Here is a 22,771-nt window from a genome sequence, read left to right on the forward strand (position 1 = left end):
TATGAAAAAGATATATCTAATACTTTCACTAATGATGCTTTCAGCATCATCTTGTGAAGATTATACAGACGTTACGCCAAAAGGATCTTTGGTAATTGAAACAGCCGATCAGTTTCTAGAATTGGTTTCTCTGCCAGGGCGTGGTTATCCGATCAATAACTTTCAATATTTGTCAGATGACCAATGGATGAGAGAGGCAAACGTAATTGGAAGAACTCCAAACATCGATATCATCAATTTTACTTTTGACGAAAGTGTTGATCGAGTTTCACTGATGACGGGTTCTAGTTTTTACAATCAGGCTTACACTTACATCAACCGTTGGAATACCATTATTTCATTGGTAGATGATAGCAAAGGAGACGGAAATACAAAACGTTTGGCTAAAGCCGAAGCTAAGATTTATAGAGCTTATGATCACTTTTTGTTAGTGAACACTTACGCAAAAGGTTACGATCCGCAGACTGCAGGCACAGATGGAGGAATTTGCATCATGGATAAATTTGATTTAGAAGCACAGCCTTCAAAATCTACTGTTGCACAGGTTTACGATTTCATTCAAAAGGATATTGAAGAAGCGTTGCCATATCTTCAAGAAAAACCTGCAGATGTTTACCATCCGTCTCTAGCATTTGCTTATGCTTTTAAGGCAAAAGTTCATTTATTCAAACGCGAAATTGCACAAGCTCAGGCAGCAGCAGAGAAATCATTAAGCTACAACAATCAGATTTTTGATTTGGTAGCTTACAACGCTCAAGGCGGACCAACTGCAGTTGCCGTACCAGCAGCAAATAATGTAGAAGTTTTAAGTTATATGTACATGACTGGTTATAACGAAATGAACTTTGCACAAAGCTATATTATAAGTCCAGAGTTGAGAACTTTGTTCGGTACTAATGATGCTCGTTTTAATTTGTTTTTTAATTCTAGCAGTACAACCAATCTTGATCAAGGTTCGAATACAGCTTATTGGGCAACTCAATACACGAGATTTTTCTACCCGACAGTTGGTATGAAAACTACAGAAGTATATTTGATTCTTGCCGAATGTTATGCAAGAGACAACAAGCTCAATGAAGCTGTAACAGTTTTAAATACTTTGCGAGCCAAACGTATTTTGTCTGGTACAGTAAACTTAACAGTTCCGTCAACTAGAAAAGAGACAATGGAATTGGTAATCAACGAAAGAAGAAAAGAACTGCTTTTAGGATTTAATAGATTTTTCGATTTAAAAAGATTAAATACTGAAACAGAATTTGCCAAAACAGTTACAAGATTATTTCCTTTGGTAAACAAAACTGTTCCTCAAAAAACGTACACTTTACAACCAAACTCTCGCTTATATATTATTCCATTTCCTTTGTCAGCTTTGCAGAAGAATCCAAAATTGACATTAAACACAGACGAAAAACTTCCGTTTTAATTAGATGAAGAAATTAATCATTTTACTAGCCATGCTGTCTTTCGGACAGCATGGTTTTGCTCAAACTCCAGAAAAAAAAGCCGACAGCACCAGTACACAGCCAAAAGGAATGCTGGCCTACAACAAAGTAATCACAGATAAGGCCAAAAACAAAGCAGGACTTTTTACGGTAAGCCAGGTTGATACGAAATATTATTTTCAAATTCCAGACAGTTTGTTTAACCGATATATGTTGGTGGTAACACGTTATCTGTCTACTCCAGAAGGTATGGGGATTTTTGGCGGAGAAAAAGCAAATGAGCAGACTATTTATTTTGAAAAAGGGGCAAATAATACCGTTTTCTTAAGATCATTACAGTACAGACAAGATGTACGCTCTGCCGATTCGATGTTGGCAAAAGCTTTGGCAGGAAGCAATGAAAATCCAATTGTTGCCGCTTTTCCGATCAAAACAACCAATCCAGATAACGGAAATGTAGTTGTCGATGTAACGGATGTTTTTAAGAAAGACAATGCAATGTTTGCTATCGAAGGGAAAGAAAAAACGGAGAAAAAGTTGACTTCTTTGGCTGATGACAAATCTTTTATCGAAGCCGTTGATAGCTATCCGATTAATATCGAAGTTAAGACAACAAAGACTTATACAAGTTCGACGGCAAGCAGTGGCAGTATTACCTTGCGATTGAACACTTCAATTGTATTACTTCCGAAAACGCCGATGCGTAAACGTTTTTTTGATGAAAGAGTAGGATATTTTGCCAATAAATATGTTTTGTTTGATGATGATGAACAAAGTGCTCAGAAGAAATTCATTGTACAGCGTTATCGTCTTGAGCCTAAAGACAAAGACATCAAAAAATATTTAAGAGGCGAATTGGTTGAACCTAAAAAGCAGATTGTATATTATATCGATCCTGCAACGCCAAAAAAATGGAGACCGTATCTGATTGCGGGAATCAACGACTGGCAGAAAGCTTTTGAAGCGGCTGGTTTCAAAAATGCGATAGTAGGTAAAGAATGGCCAGAAGATGACAAAACTATGAGTTTAGAAGATGCAAGATATTCTGTTGTAAGATATCTAGCTTCTGAAACACCAAATGCTTACGGACCAAGAATTAGCGATCCAAGAAGTGGCGAGATCATTGAGAGCCATGTAGGATGGTATCATAATGTAATGAAATTGGTACAAAGATGGTACATGATTCAGGCAGGACCATTAGACCCTAGGGCAAGAAAAATGCATTTAGACGATGAGTTGATGGGAGAACTAATCCGTTTTGTTTCTTCTCACGAAATCGGACACACGATTGGTCTTCGTCATAATATGGGAGCGAGCAGTGCGACTCCTGTAGAAAACCTTCGTGATAAAAAATGGGTTGAAGAGAATGGACATACCGTTTCTATTATGGATTATGCTCGTTTCAATTACGTTGCACAACCAGAAGACAATATTAGTCCCAAAGGAATTTATCCACGAATCGGAATGTACGATAAATGGGCAGTAAAATGGGGTTATACTTATTATCCAAACACTAAAGATGAATTTGAAGAAGAAAACATACTGGCCAAATTAACAACTGACAGTTTAACGGCTAATCCGAAATTATGGTTTGGAGGAGAAGGAAAAGACGAAGATCCGCGCAGTCAGTCAGAAGATTTGGGAGACGATTCAGTAAAGGCGAGTGATTACGGAATTAAAAATCTGAAACGAGTAGTCCCAAATTTGATTCAATGGACGTATCAGCCAAACGATGCTTACGATAATCTATCGGACATGCACAAAGCAGTTGTATCGCAATATAGCCGCTATTTGTATCATGTATTGAAAAATATTGGGAATAATTATGTAACCAAAAGAACAGTTGACGAAAAAGGCACAGTTTATCAGCCAATTCCGAAGGCAAAAGTAAAAGCTTCAATCGACTATGTTGGCAGACAGTTATTTACAGCGCCTTTATGGATGTATCCAAAAGAAATTGAGCAGCTTATTCCGTTAAAAACAGCAGATCAGATTTCAGATCAACAGAATCAGGTTCTAAATATGCTTTTGAGCTCGGGAATGCTTTACAATATTAGTTTGAAGTCTATGCAGTCTGAAGGAGCTTATACGGTTCCAGAATTTTTTAGCGATTTACAGCAGACGGTTTGGGTAAAATTCAGCGGAGACGAAAAACAGGATTTTTACAGAAGAAGCTTGCAGCGAGGTTATATTGAAAAATTAGGAATGCTGTTATTGCCAAAAGAATTAGAGCCTGGAAAAGCAGCAAATGCAGCGCAACGCAGTGATGTGAAGTTGTATGGAAGACAACATCTTCTAAAACTAAAAATAGATATTACAAAACTGATGAATACTGCATCTGGAATCAATAAAGATCATTTCGAAAGCATTTTACTTGACATTGACAAAATCATTACAAAATTAGACAAACCAACATTATGAAAAATTTATTAGCAGCAGCTTTAATCTGCTTGAGCACTCTGGCACATGCACAATTGACATCAAAAGAAGAAGTAGCTTCAGAATTAGTAGAAAAAAGAGAAGCAGCAAAAAAGGAAATTACAAACAATTATCTGGCTTTAAAAAATAATCTTCTTGTTTCAGACAGTATTGCAGTTGTTAAAAACGCTGCTGCTTTAAAGAATTCGTTAAATAACTTTAGGTTTAAAAAATTGACTCTTGATCAGATGAATGCAGCGACTGTGGCAAGAAGAGAAATTATGGATCTTGCGGCAGCTGTAGCAGCTACAAAGAATATCAATAAACAACGTAAAATATTCCAAGAGCTTTCTGCTAAGTTTTGGGATTTGGCTCCTAAATTTAAAGCTGCAGATACTACTTTGCATTTGCAGGTTTGCCCAATGACGAGCGCTATGTGGTTAAGCGACAGTAAAGAAATAAAAAACCCATACTATCCTAAAAACATGCTTACCTGTGGTGAGGTAAAAGGAAGTTTGTAAAATTTGAATTAGTTGATGAATGCGGTACTCCCAATAAGAGGCCGTATTTGTCTTTCAGTATAAAGCTGTCTCAAAAGGACAGCTTTTTTTTATTACTTCAAAGAAACGAAATGCATATACCAAATAATATTTTTTTAAAACATATAATAGATATTGCTCCGCTGAAGTTTTTTAGTTTCCTTTCGGATAATTTTTTATTGAATGAATGACATCTGGATTTGCTTCTACTCCGCTAAATTGTAATCGCCTGGAAAGATCGATAGCTGAAAAATTTAGGCTTTTTAAATAGTTTTGAATACGAAGTTTTGATTCCGAATGTTTGGCTATAAAAAATATTTCGTCTTTCTGTTGAACCGGCAAATTCTGTTTTTCTAATTTAACAGGATTGAATAATTTTACCACATGTGCTTTTGGAAGCAATTCGGCTGTTATCTGATAAGTTAAAGCATTTGTAATTCCCGATAGCAGAGATTGTGGATTAAATATGAGACTACTGGTATGAACTACAATTTTTCCCGTAGTGTCGGGCATGTTTTTAAGTACAGACTCAAGATTGTCTTTAGGAATAAACAGTAATAATAGCTCCGCTTCACAGGCTTTATCCAAAGATGCTAATTCGATATTTGGCCCGAGTTTTTCAATTGTTTCTCGCACGATGCCATTACCTCTTGGATTATTTATAATTACTTGATATCCTGCCTGCACAGATCTTCTTGCTAATTCTAGCGTAAGTGTTCCGATTCCGATTATTCCTATTTTCATAATATTTGGATTTATATTTAAAACCTTATGATTGATATGAAATATATTTGGGGAGAGTCAATAATTTTTATGAAAAATCATTATGCTAAATTTAGGGTAAATGCCTGATTCTGTAGTAGGTAGTTTTACCTGTTTTTAATTAGAAGAGCGAAAAGTGTACACTAATTTACGAAAATAAAATCATAATTGGTTTAAGAATTTCTATGAATAAAAAAAGCGCGTCATTGGACACGCTTTTCGGTTCTTTATTGCATATTTTTATTTGGCATAAAACTTAACGATAGTTTTCATCTTTTCGGCTGTGGTGTCCCAAGATGTGTTTTTCAAGATTTTAGCATATGCGGCTTCCATATCTGGGCGTTCTGTATCGTCACATAAAAAAGCTATGGCGTTGGTAAAATCGTCAGTATTGTCAATCAAGTTTACACAATGGCTGTAATCGCGCATTATCTCTATAATTTTGGTTGAAATAATTGGTTTTTTGGCTGCCATATATTCTAATGTTTTAGTCGGATTGTTGTATTTCACGGCATCATCGAGTAAAAATGGAATCATCGCAATGTCAAATGCTTTTAGGTAATAAGGCAGTTCATTGTAGCATTTCATACCCAAATAATGGATATTTGGTGTATTAGGCAGATCTTTTTGGGTGATTTCAGACAATGGTCCAATCATTACAAATGAAACATTAGGAAGATTTTTTGCCGTTTCTTCTAATAATTTAAAATCGATGCGCGAGTCAATTACGCCGTAATAACCAACAATTGGTGATTGTAGGTCTCCTATGTCTGCTGGAATTGAAATGTTGTTTAATGCCTTTGCAAAGTGCTCTTCATCTACCGAATTTGGAAAAAAATGAACATTATCGTGTACTTGGTTTTTTGTTTCGTATAACGTTTTGCTGTTGGTAAAAATAATATCTGAACGAGAAGTTAGGTATTTTTCTTGTTCAATCAATTCAGCTGTAACATCTTTTGATAGTGAAAGATCTTCTAAACAGTCATAAATTATAGTATCAAAATTGAATAATTCTATTAAAGGACAGAATGTAGGAGAGTAAAACCAACCTGAAACAATATTTTTATTCTTCACATAAGTGGGAATTATTTCTGCAATAGATTTAATATCTCTTGTATTGGGTTGCAGTACATGAAGCCTTTCGTTAATAATCATCAGATTACCTGAATTTTCATTTTCAGCGTTGTAACAAGGCTCTTCAATAAATAAAATTTTCATTGATTCTGCCATTCTGCTCATAATGTGCTGCGGACGCTGGTACACGAACTGATATCTCAGATTTGAAAAAACAATCATGTCGTAATATTGGCCTTGATCGTCTAGGGTTATTGCTTGAGAATGAAGATTTATGTCGGTATCTTTTAAATTGTGTATCATATGCTGTAGACTTTATAATTAGTATGGATTGGAATGATTAAAAAAGTTCAGCAAATTTAATAGCATTCAAATGTGTTTTCTTACAATTTTAAATACGGCATTTACATAATTTACAGATTTTAGAAATTCTCTTTATAAAATGAATCAATATTATTTTGCCTTCTTTGGCATATTCTTTCTTAATTCCTTGAAGCAGATGTTTATAGCTTAATGCTGTCATTATTATCTTCTAAATAGGCTTACTGAATTATATTTATAATATTAGTTCCTGTAATATCGTATCTTTTAGAAATTTCACTAAGATTTACATTCTCTGCAATTCGGATTCCTTGTGGCAGATTATTTTTCCAAAGTTGAATACGTTAGGTATAGCAGGGAACTTCAAACTCTATAATAGATTGAAATGTTAGTAAAAGCGGTGTCAATACTGGTTTTTAATGTTTTTGTTTTAATCTCTGAGGAACAAACTATGTAACTTGTGAAAACACTAAGAAATAAGGAAAATCCAAAACTAAATTTCTGAATTAAAGTGATTTTGGAGGAAGAAAAATCGCTGTATTTATTTTTAGAATTTAATTAAATTTACGTTTTTTAAACTCTGAATTTTCAGTAAAATAAATGACAATACAAGATTTAATAGGTGATTATTCCATTTCTGGAAGTAATCAGGAAGAAAGTAGCGCAATAAGCTATAAAGGTACTTTGAGCCTTTCATTAGACATAAATAATCGAATAGTAGCTGTTTGGCTTATTAATGATACGCAAAAACAAAAAGGTACTGGCTTTTTTAAGGACAATATACTTGTGATTAATTTTAGTTATAAAGGCGATGATCATAAAACTTATAAGGGAGTTGCAGTTTACAGATGCATTACAAAAGATGTTCTCGAAGGCTTTTGGTCAGAAAAACATGGAAATCCGCTTTATTTGGGATCAGAAAATTGTTTGAGGATGAAAACATCTGAACCTTTAAACTGATTTTGAGAGATATTAAAAAAGCATGAAAATGAGAATTGATCTCTTTTCATGCTTTATTTTTTTGACTAATGTTAAAAGACTTTAATTGTTTTTTAGCCCTTTAGTAGCTTCTTTGTCAACAAAAAAGAACAATTCTCCAGTTTCAGGCTTAATCAACTGCATTGGATATTTTTCAGGATTATATTCACCTTCTGTAACTTCTTTAAGTGCAGGAGCTTTCTTTTCTCCAAACGCAATTACAATAATTTTTGCCGCTTTATTAATTAAAGGAGCCGTTAAGGTAATTCGATACATGTTCTGAGGAGCAAGCCAATAGGCATCTACCCATTTTGTTTTTTCATTTAAAACGGCTTCACCTGGAAAAAGAGAAGCGGTGTGGCCATCATCCCCCATACCAAGCAGTATAAGGTCAAATTTTCCTTCATCTCCTAAAATGGTTCGAATAGATTGTTCATATTCTACTGCATATTCTACTGCTGTAACTCCGTCTTTGTACATCGGAAAAACATTTTCATCAGGAATTGGAACATGACTTAAAAGCGTTTTAGAAGACATTTTTGCATTACTCAAATCATTATCAAGTGGTACCCAGCGTTCATCGCCCCAAAAAACATAAACTTTGTTCCAGTCAATTTTTGACTTGTAAGTTTCTGAAGCTAAAAGCTTGTAAAGACCTTCTGGTGAAGATCCTCCAGTAAGTACAACAGTAAAACTGCCTTTTTCATTTATGGCCTTAAGAGCAGATGATATAAAAGTCCCCGCAGCATTCTCGTTAAGTTCTTCTGTTGATATAAATATTCGTTTCATCATAAAATTATTCGTTTAAAGTAACAGGTGTATTAGAAACCCACGCATGTCCCTGACGGGCAAGTAGCTCGTCTGCGGCTTCGGGTCCCCAGCTTCCTGCTGCATAGTTAGGAAAATCTGTCGGTGCAGTACTTTTCCATACTTGTTGTATCGTATCGATAGCATCCCAAGCTTGTTCTACTTGATCCCAACGCATGAATAGGGTAGGATCTCCCGCTAAAGCATCGGCAAGAAGTGTTTCGTAAGCTTCTGGAGACATGGTCGAGCACGAAAAATAATCAAAAACCATTTCTGCTGGCCTTAAAGAAAGCGAAAGTCCTGGTTTTTTAGTCATAAATTGCAATTTGATATCCATGGCTGGCTGAATATTAATGATAAGCCTGTTTGGAGTCATGCCTTCAGAACCGTATGCAAAAGTAGAATGCGGTACTGGCTTAAACTGAATTATAATAGAAGATTGCTTCTCTTGCATTCTTTTACCACTGCGCAGATAAAAAGGAACACCTTGCCATCTCCAGTTATCAAGGTAAATCTTCATTGCGACATAAGTTTCTGTTTTAGAATCTGGCGCAATTCCTTTATCCTGACGATAACCAGCTACAGGATTGCCTTTTATAAATCCGGCATCGTATTGGCCTCTCACGATATAGTGATCTACTTCTTCTGGTTTTATGCGTCGAATAGATTTTAAGACATCAGCTTTTCGGTTTCGAATATCGTCTGCGCTTAAAGATGCTGGCGCTTCCATAGCTGTCATACATAAAATTTGAAGCAAGTGATTCTGAATCATGTCTTTTAAGGCTCCAACTCCTTCATAAAAACCGCCTCGTTCTTCTACCCCAACTTCTTCGGCTACTGTAATCTGGACAAAATCAATAAAATTTCGGCTCCATAAAGGCTCAAACATCGAATTTCCAAATCGGAAAGCTAGGATATTTTGAACGGTTTCCTTACCTAGATAATGATCAATACGGTAAATCTGCTCTTCTTTAAAGGTTTCCGAAAGCATTTCGTTTAGTGCAATCGCAGAAGTTTTATCGTAACCAAATGGTTTCTCAATAATAATCCTGTCTTGTTTTACATTGGCAGCAAGACCGATTTTCTTGATATAAACTGAAATAGTTGTAATAAAAGAAGGCGCAATTGAGAGATAAAACAAACGATTGGCACGAATACCAAAAGCTTGATCAATGCTGTCTAGTTTTGTATTTAATTCCTGATACGATTCTTCTTTGTCGATATCATGTCGCAAATAGGAGATATGCGAAATGAATTTATCGGTATCGTTGTCTTCATGTGCCGCTTTTCTAGAAAATGTATTTAAATTTTCCAGAACATAATTATGGAATTCCTCATCAGTTTTTTCGGCTCTTCCGAGCGCTATGATTTGGAATTTTTTGGGCATTCTTCCATCCAGATATAAATTTTGAAACGCTGGGAAAAGCTTTCTTTTTGCAAGATCTCCAGAAGCTCCAAAAATAACAATGATGGTTGGATTTATATTTTTAGTAGTACTCATTTAATTTCGCTTAAAGTTGCTTACTCATTCCATTGTGTGTGAAAAACACCAGGAACATCAATACGTTCGTATGTATGTGCTCCAAAATAATCACGTTGTGCCTGAATTAAATTTGTCGGAAGATTTTCAGATCGGTAAGCATCAAAATAAGCTAAAGAGTTCATTAACCCTGCAGCTGGAATTCCGTTTTGTACAGCAAACTGTATAATTTCTCTTATTCCTTTTTGGCTTTCATTAAGTTTTGAAGCAATGTTATCATCCAAAAGAATATTTGCTAATTCTGGGTTTGCAGTAAATGCTTTTCTGAAATCTTCTAAAACGACAGCACGAATGATGCAACCTCCACGCCATATTTTAGTAACTGTTTCTAAATTAAGTTCGTAATTGTATTCTTTAGAAGCTGTTTTCAGCATCGCAAGTCCTTGTGCATACGTAATCAGGATAGAAAAGAACAAGGCATCTTTAAGTGATTTTACAGCCTCATCGACATTGACGTCGGTTTGCTTTTGATTCCAGATTAATTTAGCAGATGCTTCAATTCTTTCTGGTTTGCTTTTTGACATATCTCGCATTACGACTGCGGCATCGATTGTAGGCGCTGGTACCTGCAAGTCCATTGCATTTTGAGAAGTCCATTTACCTGTGCCTTTAGATTTTGCCCAGTCAGAAATCAGGTTTATAAGTTTTACACCGCTTGGATCTTTTTCTTTAAGAATATGTCCCGTAATTTCGATTAGGTATGATTTCAAGTCCGTTTGATTCCATTCTTCAAAAGTTTTCTGAATAGTGTCTTCATCCAAATTATAACCACGTTTCATAAGGTCATAAATTTCAGAAATCAGTTGCATGATGCCGTATTCGATTCCGTTGTGCACCATTTTCACGTAATTTCCAGCCGATCCGTTTCCAAGGTATTCTACACAAGGTTCTCCGTCTACTTTTGCAGCAATCGCTTCAAAAATCGGACGTAATCTTTCATAGGCCTTTTTGTCGCCTCCAGGCATCATACTAGGTCCTAATCGCGCACCTTTTTCTCCACCAGAAATTCCCATTCCAAAAAAGTGAATGCCTTTTTCTGATAATTCCAAAAATCTGCGATCTGTGTCTGTAAAATAAGTGTTTCCGCCGTCAATTATAATATCGCCTTGATCCAAATGAGGAAGAAGGCTCTGAATTGCGCTGTCAACCGGCTTTCCTGCCGGTACCAAAAGCATAATCGCTCTTGGACGTTGGATTAATTCAACAAAATGTTTGACATCTGTTGTTGCTTCAATACTATGTTCCGGATTGGCTTCCTCCTTTAAGGAATTTACTTTTTCGGTATCCAAATCTAAACCTGCTGCTGCAAATTTATGACTTGCGATGTTTAAAAGTAAGTTTCGGCCCATTACGCCGAGCCCGACAATACCAAAATCAAATGTGCTCATAATTTTTAAATTAACTAAGTTTTTAGGATACTGTCTTTTTGTAATAAATAAAATTCTATTTTGTTGTTGTTTAGGCTTTTATAAAACTTTAAAAATATAGTGGACAGTTTGTTTTCTTAATCTTTTAATATAAAAGATCTGATTTGCTAAGTTAGTTAAAAAGGCTGAAATAATTTAGAACAAACTGTGACAGTATATTCCCATAAAAAGAATAAAAAGGTCAAGAATTTCTTCTTAACCTTTGTGTTTCTTGATTTTTAATTTTAGGTTTTTAAAGTGCCTCGTACCAATTCAAAATATAATCGGCAACATTTTGCCAACCCGGTTCTCCGCAAATGAAATGGCTTTTTCCTTCAAATATTTTTAATTCAATCTTACTGTTCGCATCTCTATATTTAGAAGCGATGGTTTTGGTAAGTGAGGGCGGAAAAATATGATCGTTGCCGCCGCCAATAAACAAAAGTGGCGCGTGAGGTTTTTTGAAGTCAATGTTTGAAAACGAATTCAGCACCAGCTCACGGCTGACTTTATAACTTTCGGGTACGGCAAATTTTTCAAATGAACTTCTCTTTTCTGCTTCTGGTATCGTATTAAAAAAGGCATAATCATACCATTTTCGGCTTCCCATAAAATACTTATTGAAAGAGAAAAAACCAAAGGCAGGAATTACCGTTTTCAAAGTCTGAAAAGGTGGAAAAACATTTTTTGGCGGTGCTCCGTCAATGCTTACGCCAGCAACGGCTTTATCCATTTCTATTAGTTTTAAAACTGCCATTCCAGCCATTGAGTGACCAATAATTAAAGGTTTTTCGGGAAGTGTTTTCAATAATTTATTGATGTTTTCGACTACATCTATAAATCCGGTTTTTACAAGTTCAGGATGTACTTTTGCTCTAAGTTCAGCGGGATTTCCATTGTGTCCGGGATTTGCAGGGGCATAGACGGTATAACCTTTTTGTTCATAATAGTTTTTCCATTCTTGCCAAGTATCATTATTCACAAAATTTCCATGAATGAGTACGATTGTTTTAGATTTTGCCATGATTATTTTATTTGATTAGGTTTAGAATTTCTTTAAAATTTTCATTTTTAGAACTTTTCATCAATTCATACAAACACATTTCGACATTGGTTAGACACGCACCGCAGTTCTGCAATTTTGCCAAAGCCATTTCGGAATTTTCTTTTGATCGGGAAGAAACACAATCAGCTGCGATTTCTACCTCAAAACCATTTTCTAATAATCCGAGAATAGTTTGATATACGCATATATGAGTTTCTATACCGCAGACTATCCATTGTTTTCTTTTGGTTTTTAAAATAGCTTCTTTGAATTCTTCGTTATCTAAAGCGTTAAAGTAGAATTTTTCGATTGAATGATTATTTTTTAAAAGTTCCTTCAATTCGGGAACCGTGTCACCAAGTCCTTTGGGATTCTGTTCCGCCCAAATAATAGGGAGGGAGAGAATCTGAGAACCACGAATAAGCTTCTCGATATTTGTAATCATTCGATTGCTTTCGTTTACAATTCGGGCCAGTTTACCCTGAACATCAATTACAATCAATCCTGTATTTTCTAGTTGGAGCATCGGTTTAATTTTGTTTTTTTAGAATGTAGCCAATTTTTATGCCTTTATTTGAAGTCATTGAAAATCAATTAAATATAATTATTTTGACTTGAATTATTGGTTATATTTCGTGAATTTCAACCTTCATTCGTTTTATTTCAAAGAAATTAAGACTTAGGCTTCGGGTTTGGTATTTTGGTAAAAAGCAGAAAAGCCTTCAACTAATTTTTAGGTTAAAGGCATTTTTAGAATATTTTGAAGTATGTTATTTCGCAGAATAATCGAGTTTCGACATTATTTCTTTAATAGAGAAATGTGCTCCGCAGACAAATTCATCTGCAGCGCCGTAATAAATTGTCAGTAGATCGCCATTGACCAAATGGCCATTTGTAAAAACAACGTATCCGAAAAAACCGCTGAGTTCGTAATTTTCTGTTGGAACCATAATGGGATCCAGCGTTCTTGCAATTACTTTTGATGGATCTTTGATATCCATTAAAAAAGCGCCCAAACAATATTGATGCTGGGAATTGGCTCCGTGATAAATTTCGAGCCAACCCGCATCAGTTTTAATAGGTGCGGCGCCTGCACCAACTCTTGCGCTGTCCCACAAACCTTTGCGCGTTCCCACAAGATATTGATGGTTTCCCCAATGTACACCGTCGGGCGAATCTGAAAGCCAGATGTAATTTCCGCCAATTTGTGGACTAGACGGACGATGTAATGCGTAAAATTTTCCATTGATTTTCTCTTCAAAAATGGCGCAATCTTTATTGTGAGGAGGAAAAATCATTCCTTTGCTTTCAAAATTTTTCCAGTCTTTTGTGGTTCTCAATCCAACGCCAACGCCACTTGACGAAACTGCCGTATAAGTTAGGTAATAAGTCTCATCAATTTTACTGACCCTGCAATCTTCAATTCCATATTGCTCCAAACCGCCAATTCCCATGAGCGAAGTGTTGTATTCTGGTTCGTAAAAATGAATTCCGTCATCGCTGCAGACCAATCGTAAATGAGATAAGGTAGTGAGATAATCCAGACCTTTGTATTGAATCACTCGTGCATCATTGGCAACTAAATCGGGATCATTTAGCGGTATTTCGATAATTTCTACTTTGCCTAATTCATTGACTACTGGGAAAAATATCACGCCTTCTTTCTGGGCAATGCTTTCGGCAACTCTTACAATGAGCCAGATTTTATTGTCAAAGGTAAAAACACCGGGATTCAAAAGACTGATAATCTGAAGATCGTTTGTGCTTGACTTTAGATCCTTAGGCATCAATAATGGATTTTCGGGAAATCGTTTTGCAATATCACTCATAAAATTAATCTATAAAAAGCTATTGCAAATAAAGGTCGTGATATTTCGCTTATCGTTTTTACAGAATGTGTTTCATTATGTTATAATTTTCACACACAATGTTTTAATTTAGTTTTCGACGAGACAAATTTCAAAAACAGTTTTTCCGTCTTCATTTTTATGTGAAATGTAACCGCCGTGAGCTTCAATTATATTTTTAGACAAAGTGAGTCCGATGCCAGCGCCTTCTGATCGGGTTGTAAAAAACGGTAGGAATATTTTTTCGGCAATTTCTTTTTCGACTCCGTTGCCGTTGTCTGATATTTTGATAAAAGTGCGGTTTTCTTTTGCCTGAACTGCAATTGAAATCTCTTTATCTGAGATTTCTTTTAAAGCATAAATCGCATTTGTCAATAGATTAATCAATACTTGTTCGAGTTGCTGAGAATCGACATTGACTGAAAATTTTGACGAAATGTTGTTTTCTACTTTTATATTTTCTTGACGAAACAACGGATTCATGATCTGAAGACTATTGTCGACCAAGTCCAACAGGTTTATTTTTTGTTTTTTAGGGCTTGGCAGCATAGCGAGTTTGCGATACCCTTCTATAAATTTCTGGAGATGATCGCTTCTTCGCAACATGGTCTCGACGCTGTTTTTTATATCTTCCAAATCTTCGTTTGAAAGACTATCCTGTTCGACCAAATCTTGCAAATTTTGACAAATAGAACGAATTGGCGTTATCGAATTTAAAAGTTCATGCGAAATCACTTTCATCAAATTTACCCATGCTTCTTTTTCTTTTTTCTCTACTACATTCTGAATCGAATCGAGTAAAACAATAAAATAATCGTTTTCAAAAATCTCCGTTCTTGATGCCTGTAAAACAAAAGTCTGCGAATTTTGCTGATTAATACTGATTTCGATTGACGTTTTTATTTCCTGAAAATCGTCTTTGTCGATAATTTCGCATAAAGTTGGTAAATGGCTTTTAAGGTATTTCCATTTTGAGAATTTCGGAACATTAAAATGCGTCGAAAAATAATCATTCATTAGAAAAATGTTCCAGTCGCTTTCCTGTTTTTGCAGAATAATAATTCCGGTTTCGATATTATTTAAAATAGAAGTATAAATAATGTCTTTAGAAACCTGCTCATTTTGCTTGTTTTTTAAAATATCATACAACTCAAATAAATCATTTTGACTTGATTTATGTTTTGAAAAATCAGAACTAAAATCGTTTTGAATAATCGAAGAAATGGTTTTATCATAAAGCAAAATGATGCTTTTTACATAATTATACAATTCAATTATCAGAAGAAAAACAATTAAAAAACCGAAAATTGGTGCAAAAACAAAATTGATTTTATGCAGATAAATCGAAAATTCGATTGTAACCAAAATCAAAATTAACCGCAAAAAAAGGAGTTGATATGTTTTTAAGGATTTAAGCATATTAATTAGTGCTGATATTATATTTCTCCAGACGGCGGTACAAAGAACCTCTTGATAAGCCAAGTTCTTCGGCGGTTTTGCTGATATTATTATTGTGTTTCAAAAGTGCTTTTTCAACCGTCGCTTTTTCTACAGAAGAAAGCTGAATATCATCCAGATTTTCATATTCCGTAATTTGTTCTAAATCTAAATCGGAAACCGTAATTTTATTGTTTTCACAAAGAATAACGGCGCGCTCAATTTTATTTTCCATTTCGCGAATGTTTCCGTTCCAAGCGTGTTTTTCGATTTGTTCCAAAACTTTTTTGTCAAAAATAATTTGGCTTCTTCCGTATTTTTCGCTGATTTTTTCCAATAAATATTCGGCTAACGGAATTTTATCTTCGATTCTTTCGCGTAGCGGAGGCAAAACAATTTCCATTGTATTGATTCGGTAATACAAATCTTCGCGGAAATTTTTGTCGGCAACTTCGAGTTTTAAATTCAAATTGGTTGCTGTAATTATTCGAACATTTAAAGGTCTAGGTTTTGTTTCGCCCAATCTCGTAACGGTTTTGGTCTGGATAACCTGCAATAATTTTGACTGTAAATGAAGCGGAACATTTCCTATTTCATCCAGAAAAATAGTTCCGTTTTGCGCCATTTCAAAACGTCCCGGCGTATCGGTTTTGGCATCGGTAAAAGCACCTTTGGCATATCCGAATAATTCGCTTTCGAAAATATTCGAATTCAAAGCGCCCAAATCAACATTTACAAAAGGCTGAGTTTTTCTTTCGGATTGAGAATAAATATGATGTGCTAAAACGAATTTCCCAGTTCCATTTTCGCCAAGAATCAAAACATTGGCATCTGTTTTTGCAACTTTATCGGCAAGAGAATACGCTTTTTTTATGATTTCAGAATTTCCAATAAAAAAGTCATCAGCAATTTCCGGGCTTTTCATTTTCTTTTGTTCTTTTCTCGCTTTATCAACAGCCTGTTTTACTGATTCCAGCAATTTAGTATTCTCCCAAGGTTTCAGGATATAATCAAAAGCGCCCGATTTTAAACCTTCAACCGCAGTTTCCACTTTTCCAAAAGCCGTCATTAAAATCACGACTGTTTTCGGCGAAAGCGTTTTTATTTCTTTCAGCAAATACAAACCTTCTCTTCCGTCTTCAAATCCAATTCTGTAATTCATATCCAGCAAAACAACATCGATGGTATTTTTTGCCAATAATTCGACAATATTTTTCGGATTATTGAGTGTGTAAATATTCTCAAAATACTTTTTCAGATACACTTTCGACGCAAAAAGGATGTCTTCTTGATCGTCGATGATTAAAATTGAAGCGTTTGTCTTTTTCATTTTTGTTCGGTTTTGGACGAAAGGTGTCCACTTATGGACAGTGAAGCTTTTTTTCTTAAAATAAAATCTTAAAAATAAAGTACTTACGAGGTTTAATTTTTTGGCATGAAAATCACAATTGTACTGGTAAATCATTAATTATTAAGCCCTTTCGAAAGTAAAAATAACAAAAAATCACATTGTTAATTATCTTAATTTTCAGCTGTGTTTCTTTTACTTCAAAAGGGAAAATATTTTAAAAAGAAAATCAATCAAAACTAAAAACATCCATTATGATTACCATTAAAAAACTTTCAAAAGTATTTAGAACTGAGGAATTAGAAACCAGAGCATTAAGCGAAATTTCATTAACTATAAATCAAGGCGATTTTATTTCAATCATGGGACCATCCGGAAGCGGAAAATCTACTTTGTTAAATATCATCGGGCTTTTAGACAGCGCTTCAAACGGAAGTTATCATTTGCTTGATCAGGAAATGGTAGGTTTAAAAGAAAAATCAAGAGCAAAAGCAAGAAAAGAAAACATCGGTTTCATTTTTCAAAACTTCAATTTAATTGATGAATTGTCGGTTTATGATAATATCGAATTGCCTTTGATTTACAACAACGTTCCCTCTTCTGAAAGAAAACAAAAGGTAAATGACATGGCTAGGATTTTAGGAATTTCGCACCGATTGAAACATTTCCCGCAACAACTTTCGGGCGGACAACAGCAGCGTGTGGCTGTTGCGAGAGCTTTAATCAATAATCCGAAAATCATTTTGGCAGATGAGCCAACTGGAAACTTAGATAGTAAAAACGGAAATGAAGTAATGGAATTATTGACTGATCTTCATGCAAGCGGTTCAACAATTTTGATGGTAACGCACTCTGATTATGATGCTTCTTTTTCGCAAAAAACAATTTTGATGAAAGATGGTGTTATTCTTTCTGAAAAACAGAATCATAGAAATGTCGATGTTTTGGTAACTTCTAAAAATTAGAGCCATGCTGAAAAATTGGATTAGTATTTTTATTTTTCAGATAAAGAACAACAAACTTTTTACAGCTTTGAATGTTTTGGGTTTGAGTATAGGAATTGCCGGATTGATTTTTGCCATTCTGTATTGGAATGATGAACACAGTTACGACCAATGGAATCCTAATAAAGACACTGTTTTTTTGGTTGCCAATCAAATGGATCCCACTACATATTGGGCTTCAAGTTCTGCACCAATTGGTTCAGCGATAAAAAATTCAAGTTCGGAAGTTGAATCTTATTGTTATGTAAGCGGCAATTATGATAATGAAATAATTCATTACAATGGTAAAAAAATACAGTCTGAGAAAGTTCTTGTAGCGCAAAAAAACTTTTTTGACTATTTCCCTTATCAGTTTATCGAAGGCAATGCGGCAATAGGTTTGTCAGACGGTAATAGTATTTCTTTGTCCGAAGATCTTGCTAGGCAATTATTTGGAAATGAAAACGCATTTGGCAAAAAAATAGTTTTGCAAAATCAGGTTTTGGTGGTAAGAGGGGTTTACAAACTCGATAAAAAGTCGATTTTTAACCCTTCCTGTGTGGTCAATTTTATGGATTTAAGAGTTAAAAACAATATTCAGCTTTGGGGGAATTTCCAATACATCCTTTTATTAAAACTAAAAAATCCTTCTTACGCAGCATCAGTTACAAAGAGCCTTGCTAAGGTTTATTATGATAATATGACAGTACCTCGCGCTAAATTTCAAAGTATGACACCGGAGGAACTTATTAAAAAATTTGGAGAAGTAAAACCCACTTTAGAGCCTTTATCCTCTATTCGCTTGCATACCAAAACTGGTGGCCTTATAGAAAGTAACGGAAATTATCAGCTTTTGCTGATTTTTGCTGGCTTATCCATTTTAATATTGATACTATCGATTGTCAATTATGTGAATTCTGCTACCGCAAACGCCGTAAAGAGAGCTAAGGAAATTGGTGTTAGAAAAATTATTGGAGCTTCTAAAGCTAATATCATACAACAGTTTATTTTTGAAACCATACTAATTATATTATTTTCAATTTTAATATCTCTTGTAATTGTTGAACTTTCACTTCCCTATTATAATGTTTTTTTAGAAAAAACACTTGTTTTACAAAGCGGACAATTCTATCTGCAACTCATCATTGTTTTTATTGTAATCATAATTGCAGCAGGGATATTTCCGGCATTTTATGTTTCAAATTTTGAAGTCTTGAAAGTCTTGAGAGGTAATTTTGCAAGAAGTAAAAATGGCGTATGGCTTCGTAACGGAATGCTGATATTTCAGTTTGCTGTAGCTGCTTTTTTTATTATTGGATCTTATATCGTAAATCAACAAATTGATTATATGAATTCAAAGGATTTAGGCTTTAACGGAAATCAAATTCTGAATATCTCGTATCGTAATGTATATGGTGAAAAAATCAGCTTTAAAGACCAGTATGATAAATATGATAACATCAAAAATCAACTGCTTCGTATAAAAGGTGTTAAAGAAGTCGCTGGTGGCGGTTTTGTAATGGGAAATGGTGCAAAATCTGTGATTTCTTATCATCATAAAGATATTAATATTGATGGAAACAATGTTCCTGTAGATTTTGGGCTTCTTGAAATGATGAAAATAAAATTAGTCAAAGGGCGCTATTTTAGTCCGAAATATACTCAGGATACTATCAATTCGATGTTGATTAACGAAACTGCGTTAAAATTGTTAAATGAAAAAGATCCGATTGGAAAAAAAATAAACTGGGACGGAAAAGAAGCCATTATCGTGGGAGTTGTAAAAGATTTTAACATTGGGAATCCGGGCGAAGCTATACCACCAATGTCAATATTCCATTTTAAAAGCGTGCCTTGGTTTAATAGTCTTTTGAATAATATTTATGTAACCGCAGATACCCAAACGATGCAGCAAACTATTGCTGACATAGAAAGTTTGTGGGTGAAGAAAATAGATTCAGAATATCCATTTTTATACGATTTTGTAGATAAGGAATACAAGAGGTCGTATAGCAGTTATGTAAAACAAAAAAATCTTTTTTCGCTGCTAAACGTCATCGTTATTATAATTGCTCTTATTGGTTTGTTTGCATTGGCTTCTTATTCTATTGAAAGACGTATGAAAGAAATTGCTATTCGAAAAACACTTGGTGCCGAAACGAATGTTTTATTGAAGGAACTTTGCAAACAATATATCCTTTTTAGTATAATAGGATTTGTGATTGCTTTATTTCCCGCTTATTATTTATTAAACAAATGGCTAGAGAATTTTGCCTATCGCGTTTCTATTTCGATTTCTCCTTTTCTAATTGGGTTTTCGGCTTTATTACTGCTAACTCTTGCAGTAGTCCTTTCAAGAGCTTATCAGGCGACAAAAGTTGATGTTTTAAAATATTTAAAATACGAATAAGATGCTACGAAATTGGATCAACACATTTTTTTATCACATCAAAAACAACAAACTGTTTTCAATTCTAAATATTTTAGGATTGTCAATCGGGATGGCGACTTTGATTTTTGCGATTCTTTTTTGGAACGACGAACATTCATACGATCAATGGAATCCGGAAAAAGACAAAGTTTATTCGGTCTTAAATGACATTGGCGAAAATAATGTCTGGACAACAAATGCGGCGACAACCGGACCAATGCTAAAAGCAATTTCTTCAGACCTGGATAGCTACTGTTATTTTTATACCGAATATGCCAAAGATGTGATTTTATATAATGGAAAAAAAGAGGTGCTAAATAAGATTTTTACAGCACAAAGCAACTTTTTTTCTTTCTTTCCGTACAGATTTATTCATGGAAACGGCAAAACGGCCATTCAGGACAGAAACAGTATTGCTTTATCTGAAGAAACTGCCGAGCGACTTTTCGGTACAGAAAACCCGATGGGAAAATTGGTGAAATATAATGGGCAAGTTTTTACTGTTAGAGGAGTTTACAGCCTTTCTGAAAAATCTTCTGTAATGCCAGAAGCTGTTACAACGGCCATCGATGACGACTTAAAAAGAACAAAAGACGAGTGGAGCTATCATTACGGATTGGTCTTGAAAGTTAAAAACCAAAATGCGACAGCTGCCATCATAAAAAACATGGACAATCTTTTTTTTGAAAATGTTACTAAAGCACAAGCCAAATCAGAAGGTCTTTCGATCGAAGAATTTACAAAAAAGTACGGAAATCCTGTAAAAACTAGTTTGTTGCCTTTATCGGAAGCTAAGTTATACAAAGGAAATCAGCCTTTTTCTGAACCAAACGGAAATTTGCAATACCTGATGATTTTAATGGGTTTGTCAATTTTAATTTTATCGCTTTCGATTGTAAATTACATTAACCTTGCGACTGCAAATGCCATAAAAAGAGCCAAAGAAATTGGCGTAAGAAAAATCACTGGCGCGACAAAAGGACAAATTGTAACTCAATTTGTTTTTGAAACAGCTTTAATTACGATTTTTTCCGTTTTACTGGCATTAGTCCTTGTTGAGGTTTTGTTGCCGTATTACAATTCATTTCTAAATAAAGATTTGGTTCTGGTTAGTACTCAGTTTTATATTCAGTTAATTTTAATTACGTTGCTTGTAATAGTAGTTTCGGGAGTTCTGCCAGCGATTTATGTTTCGAATTTTGAAGTTTTAAAAGTTTTGAAAGGAAATTTCTCCCGAAGCAAAAAAGGAATTTGGCTCCGAAACGGAATGTTGGTTTTACAGTTTGCAATTGCGACTTTTTTTATCATTGGCTCTTTCATAGTTTACAAGCAAGTCAATTTTATGGCCGAAAAAGATTTAGGTTTTAATGGTTCGCAAGTTTTAGATATCACTTTTAAACCTAAAAAAGAGAAATCGCAATTCGAAAGATACAAACTCATCAAACAAGAAGCCTCAAAAATAAAAGGCGTCGAAGCGGTTTCGACTGCATTATTTGCAATGGGATCTCAGGAAAATTCATGGTCAAGTGCGAGTTATCAAAACAGAAAACCATTTTTAATTCAGGAAATGGCAATGGATTTAGACATGCTGGATATATTGGATATTAAATTGCTGAAAGGGCGAAAATTAAATCCCGCAATTTCTTCTGATACCATTTCGTCAGTACTTATAAACGAAGAAACTGCCAAATTGATTGGAGAAAAAGATGTTATAAATAAAACGATTCTTTGGAGAGATCAAAAAATGAAGATTGTTGGCGTGGTTAAAAATTTCAACTATTTCGGATTTGAAAGCAGAATTGGACCTATGGTGCTCTTTTATGTAACCAAAATTAATGGCGTTCAGGATGACATCAGACATGTTTTCATAAAAGTTAAACCCGACGATATTTCAGAAACTATTGCCCGAATTAATAAATTCTGGACGCAAAAAGTAGATGCTGAATATCCATTCGAATATAATTTTGTCGATAAAAACTATGCCCGAAATTTTAAGAAATATGAAAACCAAAGAAACTTATTTGCCTTATTGAATATTATCGTAATCCTAATTGCCGTTTTCGGATTGTTTGCTCTGGCTTCTTTTTCAATGGAAAGAAGATTAAGAGAAATCGCTATTCGAAAAACGCTTGGTGCAGAAACCAATATTTTGCTTAAAGATTTATCAAACCAATATGTTGTTTTTTGTGTGATTGGCTTTTTGATCGGAATACTTCCTGCCTATCTTTTATTGCAAAAATGGCTTGAAAATTTTGCATTCCGAATTGACATTCCAGTTTTACCTTTCATAATTGCTTTTGTGTCTTTATTATTTCTGACACTGACAATCGTTTTGGCGAAAGCGTACCAAGTAACAAAAGTCGAAATTTTACGATATTTAAAATACGAATAAG

17 protein-coding genes are annotated in these 22,771 nt (G+C 34.6%); 7 read left to right on the top strand and 10 right to left on the bottom strand.

Annotated elements, in window-relative coordinates:
- Window position 1: 1 nt before the first annotated feature.
- Genes ACFFLS_RS03880 through ACFFLS_RS03890 form a run of 3 tightly spaced genes read left to right on the top strand, consistent with a single transcriptional unit; the run spans window position 2 to window position 4,381 of the window.
- Entirely contained in the window at window positions 2-1,423 is a 1,422-nt protein-coding gene (locus ACFFLS_RS03880; protein WP_379685374.1) for a RagB/SusD family nutrient uptake outer membrane protein, read from the top strand.
- A 4-nt stretch (window positions 1,424-1,427) separates the two neighbouring features.
- Window positions 1,428-3,863 carry a zinc-dependent metalloprotease gene (locus tag ACFFLS_RS03885; RefSeq protein WP_379685375.1) on the top strand — a complete coding sequence of 812 codons (2,436 nt, stop codon included), beginning with the start codon at window positions 1,428-1,430 and terminating at the stop codon, window positions 3,861-3,863.
- Window positions 3,860-4,381 carry a DUF3347 domain-containing protein gene (locus ACFFLS_RS03890; RefSeq protein WP_379685376.1) on the top strand — a complete coding sequence of 174 codons (522 nt, stop codon included), beginning with the start codon at window positions 3,860-3,862 and terminating at the stop codon, window positions 4,379-4,381. Before ACFFLS_RS03885 ends, ACFFLS_RS03890 begins: the two co-directional genes overlap by 4 nt.
- Before the next feature lie 171 nt (window positions 4,382-4,552).
- On the opposite strand, the gene ACFFLS_RS03895 is transcribed toward ACFFLS_RS03890, so the two are convergent.
- On the bottom strand, window positions 4,553-5,188 hold the full coding sequence (locus ACFFLS_RS03895; RefSeq protein WP_379686368.1) for an NAD(P)-binding domain-containing protein: 636 nt from the start codon (window positions 5,186-5,188) through the stop codon (window positions 4,553-4,555).
- A gap of 213 nt (window positions 5,189-5,401) precedes the next feature.
- Entirely contained in the window at window positions 5,402-6,538 is a 1,137-nt protein-coding gene (locus ACFFLS_RS03900; RefSeq protein ID WP_379685377.1) for a glycosyltransferase, read from the bottom strand.
- 618 nt (window positions 6,539-7,156) lie between these two features.
- Here ACFFLS_RS03900 and ACFFLS_RS03905 point away from each other — a divergent pair.
- Window positions 7,157-7,516, top strand: coding sequence for a hypothetical protein (locus tag ACFFLS_RS03905; RefSeq protein WP_379685378.1), 360 nt, complete (start codon window positions 7,157-7,159; stop codon window positions 7,514-7,516).
- An 81-nt stretch (window positions 7,517-7,597) separates the two neighbouring features.
- On the opposite strand, the gene pgl is transcribed toward ACFFLS_RS03905, so the two are convergent.
- The 8 genes from pgl to ACFFLS_RS03945 all read right to left on the bottom strand — a co-directional run bounded on the left by pgl (window position 7,598) and on the right by ACFFLS_RS03945 (window position 16,946).
- A complete protein-coding gene (pgl, locus tag ACFFLS_RS03910; protein ID WP_379686369.1) occupies window positions 7,598-8,323 on the bottom strand; it encodes a 6-phosphogluconolactonase in 726 nt (241 codons plus the stop codon).
- A gap of 7 nt (window positions 8,324-8,330) precedes the next feature.
- On the bottom strand, window positions 8,331-9,842 hold the full coding sequence (zwf, locus tag ACFFLS_RS03915) for a glucose-6-phosphate dehydrogenase (protein ID WP_379685379.1): 1,512 nt from the start codon (window positions 9,840-9,842) through the stop codon (window positions 8,331-8,333).
- A 20-nt stretch (window positions 9,843-9,862) separates the two neighbouring features.
- The gene (gnd, locus tag ACFFLS_RS03920) at window positions 9,863-11,269 is read right to left on the bottom strand and encodes an NADP-dependent phosphogluconate dehydrogenase (RefSeq protein WP_379685380.1); all 1,407 of its coding nucleotides are present in this window, start codon (window positions 11,267-11,269) and stop codon (window positions 9,863-9,865) included.
- 271 nt (window positions 11,270-11,540) lie between these two features.
- Window positions 11,541-12,311, bottom strand: coding sequence for an alpha/beta hydrolase (locus tag ACFFLS_RS03925; RefSeq protein WP_379685381.1), 771 nt, complete (start codon window positions 12,309-12,311; stop codon window positions 11,541-11,543).
- 7 nt (window positions 12,312-12,318) lie between these two features.
- Complete coding sequence (locus tag ACFFLS_RS03930; protein ID WP_379685382.1) at window positions 12,319-12,858, bottom strand: hydrolase; 540 nt, start codon at window positions 12,856-12,858, stop codon at window positions 12,319-12,321.
- Between the two features lie 244 nt (window positions 12,859-13,102).
- Window positions 13,103-14,161: a glycoside hydrolase family 130 protein gene (locus ACFFLS_RS03935; RefSeq protein WP_379685383.1), complete on the bottom strand. Its 1,059-nt coding sequence runs from the start codon at window positions 14,159-14,161 to the stop codon at window positions 13,103-13,105.
- A 108-nt stretch (window positions 14,162-14,269) separates the two neighbouring features.
- Entirely contained in the window at window positions 14,270-15,544 is a 1,275-nt protein-coding gene (locus ACFFLS_RS03940; RefSeq protein ID WP_379685384.1) for a sensor histidine kinase, read from the bottom strand.
- 55 nt (window positions 15,545-15,599) lie between these two features.
- A complete protein-coding gene (locus ACFFLS_RS03945) occupies window positions 15,600-16,946 on the bottom strand; it encodes a sigma-54-dependent transcriptional regulator (protein WP_379685385.1) in 1,347 nt (448 codons plus the stop codon).
- 272 nt (window positions 16,947-17,218) lie between these two features.
- Between ACFFLS_RS03945 and ACFFLS_RS03950 the strand changes: the two genes are divergently transcribed.
- From ACFFLS_RS03950 to ACFFLS_RS03960, 3 genes are read left to right on the top strand one after another with little or no spacing between them, the layout of a single operon-like run.
- Complete coding sequence (locus ACFFLS_RS03950) at window positions 17,219-17,929, top strand: ABC transporter ATP-binding protein (protein ID WP_379685386.1); 711 nt, start codon at window positions 17,219-17,221, stop codon at window positions 17,927-17,929.
- Between the two features lie 4 nt (window positions 17,930-17,933).
- Window positions 17,934-20,357 (top strand): ABC transporter permease, encoded by a 2,424-nt coding sequence (locus ACFFLS_RS03955; RefSeq protein WP_379685387.1) that lies wholly within the window; start codon window positions 17,934-17,936, stop codon window positions 20,355-20,357.
- Between the two features lies 1 nt (window position 20,358).
- Window positions 20,359-22,770 carry an ABC transporter permease gene (locus tag ACFFLS_RS03960; protein WP_379685388.1) on the top strand — a complete coding sequence of 804 codons (2,412 nt, stop codon included), beginning with the start codon at window positions 20,359-20,361 and terminating at the stop codon, window positions 22,768-22,770.
- Window position 22,771: the final 1 nt, after the last annotated feature.

The sequence above is a fragment of the Flavobacterium procerum genome, from assembly GCF_042431625.1.
Lineage (GTDB): Bacteria > Bacteroidota > Bacteroidia > Flavobacteriales > Flavobacteriaceae > Flavobacterium > Flavobacterium procerum.

Bases quoted from the DNA above. Each gene is read 5' to 3' on its own strand.
- ACFFLS_RS03880 (WP_379685374.1), top strand. From the start codon at position 2: ATGAAAAAGATATATCTAATACTTTCACTAATGATGCTTTCAGCATCA.
- ACFFLS_RS03885 (WP_379685375.1), top strand. From the start codon at position 1,428: ATGAAGAAATTAATCATTTTACTAGCCATGCTGTCTTTCGGACAGCAT.
- ACFFLS_RS03890 (WP_379685376.1), top strand. From the start codon at position 3,860: ATGAAAAATTTATTAGCAGCAGCTTTAATCTGCTTGAGCACTCTGGCA.
- ACFFLS_RS03900 (WP_379685377.1), bottom strand. From the start codon at position 6,538: ATGATACACAATTTAAAAGATACCGACATAAATCTTCATTCTCAAGCA.
- ACFFLS_RS03905 (WP_379685378.1), top strand. From the start codon at position 7,157: ATGACAATACAAGATTTAATAGGTGATTATTCCATTTCTGGAAGTAAT.
- pgl (WP_379686369.1), bottom strand. From the start codon at position 8,323: ATGAAACGAATATTTATATCAACAGAAGAACTTAACGAGAATGCTGCG.
- zwf (WP_379685379.1), bottom strand. From the start codon at position 9,842: ATGAGTACTACTAAAAATATAAATCCAACCATCATTGTTATTTTTGGA.
- gnd (WP_379685380.1), bottom strand. From the start codon at position 11,269: ATGAGCACATTTGATTTTGGTATTGTCGGGCTCGGCGTAATGGGCCGA.
- ACFFLS_RS03925 (WP_379685381.1), bottom strand. From the start codon at position 12,311: ATGGCAAAATCTAAAACAATCGTACTCATTCATGGAAATTTTGTGAAT.
- ACFFLS_RS03930 (WP_379685382.1), bottom strand. From the start codon at position 12,858: ATGCTCCAACTAGAAAATACAGGATTGATTGTAATTGATGTTCAGGGT.
- ACFFLS_RS03935 (WP_379685383.1), bottom strand. From the start codon at position 14,161: ATGAGTGATATTGCAAAACGATTTCCCGAAAATCCATTATTGATGCCT.
- ACFFLS_RS03945 (WP_379685385.1), bottom strand. From the start codon at position 16,946: ATGAAAAAGACAAACGCTTCAATTTTAATCATCGACGATCAAGAAGAC.
- ACFFLS_RS03950 (WP_379685386.1), top strand. From the start codon at position 17,219: ATGATTACCATTAAAAAACTTTCAAAAGTATTTAGAACTGAGGAATTA.
- ACFFLS_RS03955 (WP_379685387.1), top strand. From the start codon at position 17,934: ATGCTGAAAAATTGGATTAGTATTTTTATTTTTCAGATAAAGAACAAC.
- ACFFLS_RS03960 (WP_379685388.1), top strand. From the start codon at position 20,359: ATGCTACGAAATTGGATCAACACATTTTTTTATCACATCAAAAACAAC.